Origin of the sequence: Streptomyces niveiscabiei (assembly GCF_001419795.1) — a bacterium.
Taxonomy (GTDB): Bacteria; Actinomycetota; Actinomycetes; order Streptomycetales; family Streptomycetaceae; genus Streptomyces; species Streptomyces niveiscabiei.
The window spans coordinates 1-7488 of the sequence record NZ_LIRL01000123.1; the positions used below are offsets into that span (position 1 = coordinate 1).

At 68.3% G+C, this 7488-nt stretch carries 10 protein-coding genes; 2 read left to right on the plus strand and 8 right to left on the minus strand.

Annotated elements, in window-relative coordinates; all coding sequences use genetic code 11:
• Window positions 1-458, plus strand: a 458-nt coding sequence (locus AOK24_RS07005; protein WP_206191159.1) for an AbfB domain-containing protein, incomplete at its 5' end; no start/stop codon positions are given.
• 82 nt (window positions 459-540) lie between these two features.
• On the opposite strand, the gene AOK24_RS07010 is transcribed toward AOK24_RS07005, so the two are convergent.
• The 8 genes from AOK24_RS07010 to AOK24_RS07045 all read right to left on the minus strand — a co-directional run bounded on the left by AOK24_RS07010 (window position 541) and on the right by AOK24_RS07045 (window position 7100).
• Window positions 541-873: a metal-sulfur cluster assembly factor gene (locus AOK24_RS07010; protein WP_055719182.1), complete on the minus strand. Its 333-nt coding sequence runs from the start codon at window positions 871-873 to the stop codon at window positions 541-543.
• Window positions 870-1346 (minus strand): Fe-S cluster assembly sulfur transfer protein SufU, encoded by a 477-nt coding sequence (sufU, locus tag AOK24_RS07015; RefSeq protein ID WP_055719183.1) that lies wholly within the window; start codon window positions 1344-1346, stop codon window positions 870-872. The genes AOK24_RS07010 and sufU overlap by 4 nt, the downstream gene beginning before the upstream one ends.
• Window positions 1347-1359: 13 nt before the next feature.
• Window positions 1360-2616, minus strand: coding sequence for a cysteine desulfurase (locus AOK24_RS07020; protein ID WP_055719184.1), 1257 nt, complete (start codon window positions 2614-2616; stop codon window positions 1360-1362).
• Entirely contained in the window at window positions 2613-3377 is a 765-nt protein-coding gene (gene sufC, locus AOK24_RS07025) for a Fe-S cluster assembly ATPase SufC (protein WP_055719185.1), read from the minus strand. Before sufC ends, AOK24_RS07020 begins: the two co-directional genes overlap by 4 nt.
• A gap of 7 nt (window positions 3378-3384) precedes the next feature.
• On the minus strand, window positions 3385-3702 hold the full coding sequence (locus tag AOK24_RS07030) for a non-heme iron oxygenase ferredoxin subunit (RefSeq protein WP_055719186.1): 318 nt from the start codon (window positions 3700-3702) through the stop codon (window positions 3385-3387).
• Complete coding sequence (gene sufD / locus AOK24_RS07035; protein ID WP_055719187.1) at window positions 3699-4883, minus strand: Fe-S cluster assembly protein SufD; 1185 nt, start codon at window positions 4881-4883, stop codon at window positions 3699-3701. The genes AOK24_RS07030 and sufD overlap by 4 nt, the downstream gene beginning before the upstream one ends.
• A 64-nt stretch (window positions 4884-4947) precedes the next feature.
• Window positions 4948-6363 (minus strand): Fe-S cluster assembly protein SufB, encoded by a 1416-nt coding sequence (sufB, locus tag AOK24_RS07040; protein WP_055719188.1) that lies wholly within the window; start codon window positions 6361-6363, stop codon window positions 4948-4950.
• Entirely contained in the window at window positions 6360-7100 is a 741-nt protein-coding gene (locus AOK24_RS07045) for a helix-turn-helix transcriptional regulator (RefSeq protein ID WP_055719189.1), read from the minus strand. The genes sufB and AOK24_RS07045 overlap by 4 nt, the downstream gene beginning before the upstream one ends.
• Window positions 7101-7261: 161 nt before the next feature.
• On the opposite strand from AOK24_RS07045, the gene AOK24_RS07050 reads away from it, so the two are divergent.
• A partial coding sequence (locus AOK24_RS07050; RefSeq protein ID WP_167376808.1) for an AAC(3) family N-acetyltransferase occupies window positions 7262-7488 on the plus strand: 227 nt, incomplete at its 3' end.

Here is a 7488-nt window from a genome sequence, read left to right on the forward strand (position 1 = left end):
CCCCGGCCCCGAACAAGCCCCCGGCGCAGCCCGCGACCAACCCGTACGACCGCTCGATCAGCGCCGTCAACTACCCGGACCGCTACTGGCACGTCAGCAACGGTCTCGTGAAGCTCGACGCGCCGCGCGGCTCGGAGTCCCGCGAGGACTCCACCTTCACGGTCGTCCCCGGTCTCGCGAAGAACTCCTGCTACACCTTCAAGACGCACGACGGCAAATACCTGCGCCACCGCGACTTCGTCCTCCGCGCCGAACGCAACGACGGCTCCAGCCTGTTCCGCCAGGACGCCACCTTCTGCGCGGGCTACGGCGGCTACGACGCCGTCACCCTCAGCTCGATCAACTACCCCAACTACGCCCTGCGCCACCGCAACTTCCAGCTCCGCCTGGACCCGTACGGCTACAACACCACCAACCGCCAGGACTTCTACTTCCACGTGACGACGCCGCTCGGATAATCACACCGCACGTCACCGCATGACTGAGGGCGAGGTCCGTAAAGACCTCGCCCTCAGTCACACCACAAGCACCACAAGCGCCTCAGACGTTGAACCCCAACGCCCTCAGCTGCTCCCGCCCGTCGTCCGTGATCTTGTCCGGCCCCCACGGCGGCATCCACACCCAGTTGATGCGCAACTCGTTGACCAGCCCATCGGTCGCCGACTTCGCCTGGTCCTCGATGACATCGGTCAGCGGACACGCCGCCGACGTCAGGGTCATGTCGATCGTCGCGATGTTCGCGTCGTCGATGTGGATGCCGTAGATCAGGCCGAGGTTGACGACGTCGATGCCCAGTTCCGGGTCGACGACGTCGTACAGCGCCTCGCGGAGTTCCTCCTCCGACGCCGGCTTCATCTGCACGGTCTCGGTCATGCCGTCTTCCTTTCCACGTCGGACGAGTCGGACGAGGTGAGGGCCTGGGCCGTCGCGTCCTTCCAGGCCATCCAGCTCAGCAGGGCGCACTTGACGCGCGCCGGGTACTTGGAGACCCCGGCGAACGCGACGGCGTCCTCCAGGACCTCCTCCATCGCGTCGTCGGGCTCGATGCGGCCCTTGGACTGCATCAGCTCCAGGAAGGTCTCCTGGATCTTCTGCGCGTCGGCGAGGTCCTTGCCGACGAGCAGGTCGTTCAGGACGGAGGCGCTGGCCTGGCTGATGGAGCAGCCCTGGCCCTCGTACGACACGTCCTCGATCGTCGTACCGTCGTACTTCACGCGGAGCGTGATCTCGTCGCCGCACGTCGGGTTCACATGGTGCACCTCTGCGTCGCCGTCCCGAAGACCACGCCCGTGCGGGTTCTTGTAGTGGTCCAGGATGACTTCCTGGTACATCGAATCCAGCTTCACGACCAGCAGCTCCTCAGCCGAAGAAGTTCCGTACGTGCTCCAGGCCGTCGACCAGTGCGTCGATCTCGGCCGGCGTGGAGTACAGATAGAACGACGCTCGCGTGGTCGCAGGAATTCCGTACCGCAGACAGACGGGCCGCGCGCAGTGGTGACCGACGCGTACGGCGATCCCCTGCTCGTCCAGCACCTGGCCCACGTCGTGCGGGTGGATGTCACCCAGCGTGAAGGAGATCGCGGCGCCCCGGTCCTCGGCGGTCGAAGGCCCGATGATGCGCAAGCCCTCCACGTCGGACAGCCGCCGCACCGCGTACTCCGTCAGCGCGTGCTCGTGCGCCAGGATCTTGTCCATGCCGATCGCGCTGAGATAGTCGATCGCCGCGCCCAGACCGACCGCCTGCGCGATCGGCGGCGTCCCCGCCTCGAATTTGTGCGGAGCCGGCGCGTACGTCGAGGAGTGCATCGACACGGTCTCGATCATCTCGCCGCCCCCGAGGAACGGCGGCAGATCCTCCAGGAGTTCCTGCCGCCCCCACAGGACACCGATCCCGGTCGGCCCGCACATCTTGTGACCCGTGAAGGCCACGAAGTCCGCCTGGAGCGCCTGCACGTCCAGCGGCATGTGCGGCGCGGCCTGCGAGGCGTCGATGCAGACCAGCGCACCGACCTCCTGCGCCCGGCGCACGATCGCCTCGACGGGGTTGAGCGTCCCGAGGATGTTCGAGACCAGCACGAAGGAGACGATCTTCGTCTTCTCCGTGATGATCTGCTCGATGTTCGACAGGTCCAGCCGGCCGTCGTCCGTGAGGCCGAACCACTTCAGCTTCGCGCCCGTCCGCTGCGACAGCAGCTGCCACGGCACGATGTTGGAGTGGTGCTCCATCTCCGTGATGACGATCTCGGTCTCGGAGTCCACGCGGTAGGGCTCGTCGGCCCAGCCCAGCATGTTCGCGACGAGGTTCAGCGACTCGGAGGCGTTCTTGGTGAAGATCACCTCGTCCCGCGAGGGCGCGTTGATGAACGCGGCGACCTTGTCGCGCGCGCCCTCGTACAGCGCCGTGGCCTCCTCGGCGAGCACGTGCACACCGCGGTGGACGTTGGCGTTGTGGCGCTCGTAGTACTCGGCGAGGGCGTCCAGGACCTGGCGCGGCTTCTGGGAGGTCGCCGCGTTGTCCAGGTACACGAGCTTCTGGCCGTCGTGGACCTGGCGGTCCAGGACGGGGAAGTCCTTGCGGATCGCCTCGACATCGAGGAGGCCCGGCAACTGCGTCACTCTGATGCGCCGCCCTTCGTGTACGCCTCGTAGCCCTCGGCCTCCAGCTTGTCGGCCAGCTCGGGGCCGCCCGACTCGACGATCCGGCCGTTCGCGAAGACGTGGACGTGGTCGGGCTTGATGTAGCGCAGGATGCGCGTGTAGTGCGTGATCAGCAGCGTGCCGACCTCGCCGGTCTCGCGGACGCGGTTGACGCCCTCGGAGACGACGCGCAGGGCGTCGACGTCGAGGCCGGAGTCCGTCTCGTCGAGGATCGCGATCTTCGGCTTGAGCAGTTCGAGCTGGAGGATCTCGTGGCGCTTCTTCTCACCGCCGGAGAAGCCCTCGTTGACGTTGCGCTCGGCGAAGGCGGGGTCCATGGAGAGGCGCTCCATGGCCTCCCGGACCTCCTTGACCCAGGTGCGCAGCTTGGGGGCCTCGCCGCGGACGGCGGTGGCGGAGGTCCGCAGGAAGTTGCTGACGGAGACCCCGGGCACCTCGACCGGGTACTGCATCGCGAGGAACAGGCCCGCGCGGGCGCGCTCGTCGACGGACATCTCCAGGACGTCCTCGCCGTCCAGCAGGACGGTGCCGCCGGTGATCGTGTACTTCGGGTGACCGGCGAGGGAGTACGCGAGCGTGGACTTGCCGGAGCCGTTGGGGCCCATGATGGCGTGCGTCTCGCCCTGCTTCACGGTCAGGTCGACGCCCTTGAGGATCTCCTTCGTGGCGTTGTCGGCCTCGACGGTGACGTGCAAGTCGCGGATTTCAAGCGTTGCCATAGGTGCCTCAGGACTCCTGGTTGAGGGAGACGAGCACATCGTCCCCTTCGATCTTTACGGGGTATACGGGTACGGGGCGCGTCGCGGGGAGGCCGGACGGCTTGCCGGTGCGGAGGTCGAAGGCGGAGCCGTGCAGCCAGCACTCGATCTGGCAGTCCTCCACCTCGCCCTCGGAGAGCGAGACGTTCGCGTGCGAGCAGATGTCGTGGATCGCGAACACCTCCCCCTCGGTCTGCACGACCGAGACCGGCGTGCCGTCGAGTTCCACCCGCTTCGGGGTGTCCTCCTCCAGCTCGCTCAGGCCACAGGCTCGTACGTACGTCATGCGACCGACGCCTCCAGCTCCTCGTCGATCTTCGCGAGGAGGCGTTCCTCGATGTCGGGGACACCGATCTGCTGGACCAGTTCGGCGAAGAAGCCGCGCACGACGAGCCGGCGGGCCTCCTGCTCCGGGATGCCGCGGGCCATCAGGTAGAAGAGTTGCTCGTCGTCGAACCGGCCGGTCGCGGAGGCGTGCCCGGCGCCGACGATCTCGCCGGTCTCGATCTCCAGGTTCGGTACGGAGTCGACGCGCGCGCCGTCGGTGAGGACGAGGTTGCGGTTCATCTCGTACGTGTCCGTGCCCTCGGCCTTGGCCTCGATGAGCACGTCGCCGATCCACACCGCGTGGGCGCCCTCGCCCTGGAGCGCGCCCTTGTAGACGACGTTCGACTTGCAGTGCGGGGTGTTGTGGTCGACGAGGAGGCGGTGCTCCTGGTGCTGGCCGGCGTCGGTGAAGTACAGCCCGAACAGCTCGGCCTCTCCGCCGGTCGCGGCGTAGGAGACGCGCGGGTGGAGGCGTACGACGTCGCCGCCGAAGGTGACGACGACGGACTTGAAGCTGGCGTCGCGGCCGATCAGCGCGTTGTGCTGGGCGACGTGGACGGCCTTGTCGTCCCAGTCCTGGACGGAGACGACGGTGAGCTTGGCGCCGTCGCCGAGGACGTACTCGACGTTGGCCGCGAGGACCGCGTCACCGGTGTGGTCGATGACGACGACGGCCTCGGCGAAGGCGCCGAGCTCGATGACCTGGTGGCCGAAGGCGACCCCGCCCTCGCCGTGCACGGCGATGCGGATCGGCTCGGTGAGGACCGTCTCCTTGGGGACGGTGACCACGCCGGCCCGCTCGAACGCGGAGTACGCCTGGGCGGCGATCCGGTCGACGGGGGTGCCGGCCCGGCCGAGCCGGGCGTCGTCGCGGCCGGCCAGCTCGACGGTGACGCCCTCGGGTGCCTCGACGGCCACCTTGAGACCCCCGCCGGTGGCGACGGCGGTGCCGTCGTGCAGCCCGCGCAGGCGCTCCAGCGGGGTGAACCGCCACTCCTCCTCGCGGCCGTGGGGGACGGGGAAGTCCGCCACGTCGAAGGACGGGGGCGCGCTCATGCGGGTGGCGACGGTGGACTCGGCGGCCACCGCGATGGCGCCGGCGGTGGTGGACCCCACCGGGGAGTTCTGAGCCTCAGCCATGGCTGTCGTAGTGCTCACTTTCTTACGCTTGTATGACTTACGAGGGCGACCCGAGGGGCCACGGTCAGCCGACCGCGCCTTCCATCTGGAGCTCGATCAGCCGGTTCAGCTCCAGCGCGTACTCCATCGGCAGCTCCTTCGCGATCGGCTCGACGAAGCCGCGCACGATCATCGCCATCGCCTCGAACTCGCTCAGCCCGCGGCTCATCAGGTAGAAGAGCTGGTCCTCGGAGACCTTGGAGACGGTCGCCTCGTGCCCCATCGACACGTCGTCCTCGCGGACGTCGACGTACGGGTAGGTGTCCGAGCGGGAGATCGTGTCGACGAGCAGCGCGTCGCACAGCACGTTGGACTTGGAGCCGGGCGCGCCCTCGCCGATCTCGATGAGACCGCGGTAGGACGTACGGCCGCCGCCGCGCGCCACCGACTTGGAGACGATGTTGGACGACGTGTTCGGCGCCATGTGGACCATCTTCGCGCCGGCGTCCTGGTGCTGGCCCTCGCCCGCGAAGGCGATGGAGAGGGTCTCGCCCTTGGCGTGCTCGCCCATGAGGTAGACGGCCGGGTACTTCATCGTCACCTTGGAACCGATGTTGCCGTCGACCCACTCCATGGTCGCGCCCTCGTAGGCGACGGCGCGCTTGGTGACCAGGTTGTAGACGTTGTTCGACCAGTTCTGGATGGTCGTGTACCGGCAGCGGGCGTTCTTCTTGACGATGATCTCGACGACCGCGCTGTGCAGGGAGTCCGACTTGTAGATCGGCGCCGTGCAGCCCTCGACGTAGTGCACGTAGGCGCCCTCGTCGACGATGATCAGGGTCCGCTCGAACTGGCCCATGTTCTCGGTGTTGATCCGGAAGTAGGCCTGGAGCGGGATCTCCACGTGGACGCCCGGGGGGACGTAGATGAAGGAACCGCCGGACCACACGGCCGTGTTGAGGGAGGCGAACTTGTTGTCGCCGACCGGGATGACCGTCCCGAAGTACTCCTTGAAGAGCTCCGGGTGCTCCTTGAGCGCGGTGTCCGTGTCGAGGAAGATGACGCCCTGCTCCTCCAGGTCCTCGCGGATCTGGTGGTAGACGACCTCCGACTCGTACTGCGCGGCGACGCCCGCGACGAGGCGCTGCTTCTCCGCCTCCGGGATGCCGAGCTTGTCGTACGTGTTCTTGATGTCCTCGGGCAGGTCCTCCCAGGACTCAGCCTGCTTCTCCGTGGAGCGCACGAAGTACTTGATGTTGTCGAAGTCGATGCCGGAGAGGTCGGAGCCCCAGTTCGGCATGGGCTTCTTCTCGAAGAGGCGCAGGCCCTTGAGGCGCAGCTTCGTCATCCACTCGGGCTCGGACTTCTTGTCCGAGATGTCCTTGACGACGTCCTCGTTCAGTCCTCGCTTGGCAGCCGCACCGGCCTCGTCGGAGTCGGCCCAGCCGTATTCGTACTTGCCAAGACCCTCGAGTTCGGGGTGGGCAGTCTCCGTGGTCATGCGGGGTTCCTCCCGGCCGTGCTTGCTGATGCGGTGTGGGAAATCTGGGGGTCCGTCGGGCCCGCCGAGGCCTTCGGGATGAACGTCGTGCACACGCCGTCGCCGTGGGCGATGGTCGCGAGACGCTGGACGTGGGTGCCGAGCAGCTCGGCGAAGAACTCCGTCTCCGCCTCGCACAGCTGCGGGAACTGCTCCGCGACGTGCGCCACGGGGCAGTGGTGCTGGCAGAGCTGCTCTCCCACGGGCGCGCTCCGGGCCGTAGCAGCGTACCCGTCCGCCGAGAGGGCCTTGGCCAGGGCTTCCGCGCGCTTCTCGGGCGGGACCCCGGCGATGGCCCGGCGGTAGGCGGGCGCCTGCGCGGCGACGCGGGCGCGGGCGAACGCGGCGACCGCGTCCTCGCCGCCCTCGCGCTCGGCGATCCAGCGCAGGGCCTCGGCGGCCAGCTTGTCGTACGACTGGTCGAAGGCGTCCCGGCCGCAGTCGGTCAGGACGAACACCTTCGCGGGACGGCCGCGCGTGCGGGCGCCGTAGACCCGCTGTTCGCGGGCCTCCACGACCAGGTCGGCGGCCAGCGCGTCCAGGTGGCGGCGGACGGCCGCCTGGGTCAGGCGCAGGCGGGCGGCGAGCTCGGCGACGGTGGAGGGGCCGTGGTCCAGGATCGAGCGGGCGACGCGGTTGCGGGTGGACCGCTCACCGGTCGCGAGCTCCTCCTGCGGGGCCTCACCGACGTTTTTCACAACGCCATTGTTGCGTAATTCCCCAAGCTCGGGCAAGCCGCACCCTTCCCCGCCCACGGTGCCCTGCGTCACTTAGGCATACCTAATCTGACCTGCGGAAACGATCTTCCGGCCGGTCGAACCGGTGGACCCCGCCGCGCCCCCGCGAGAGACTCCCGACCATGCCCACACCCCCTCCCACCGGCCCACTCGTCACCCGGAAGACCCTCGCGGACGACCTCAGCGCGCTGGGCGTGAAACCGGGCGAAACCCTCCTCGTCCACTCCTCCCTCTCCGCCCTCGGCTGGGTCAACGGCGGCGCCGTCGCCGTCGTGCACGCCCTCCTCGACGCCCTCGGCCCCACCGGCACCCTCACGGTCCCCACCCAGTCCGGCGACCTCTCCGACCC

What these genes read in the sequence shown, in the direction of transcription:
- sufC (WP_055719185.1), bottom strand. Translation starts at nt 3,377, where the DNA reads ATGGCAACGCTTGAAATCCGCGACTTGCACGTCACCGTCGAGGCCGAC.
- AOK24_RS07010 (WP_055719182.1), bottom strand. Translation starts at nt 873, where the DNA reads ATGACCGAGACCGTGCAGATGAAGCCGGCGTCGGAGGAGGAACTCCGC.
- AOK24_RS07030 (WP_055719186.1), bottom strand. Translation starts at nt 3,702, where the DNA reads ATGACGTACGTACGAGCCTGTGGCCTGAGCGAGCTGGAGGAGGACACC.
- sufB (WP_055719188.1), bottom strand. Translation starts at nt 6,363, where the DNA reads ATGACCACGGAGACTGCCCACCCCGAACTCGAGGGTCTTGGCAAGTAC.
- sufD (WP_055719187.1), bottom strand. Translation starts at nt 4,883, where the DNA reads ATGGCTGAGGCTCAGAACTCCCCGGTGGGGTCCACCACCGCCGGCGCC.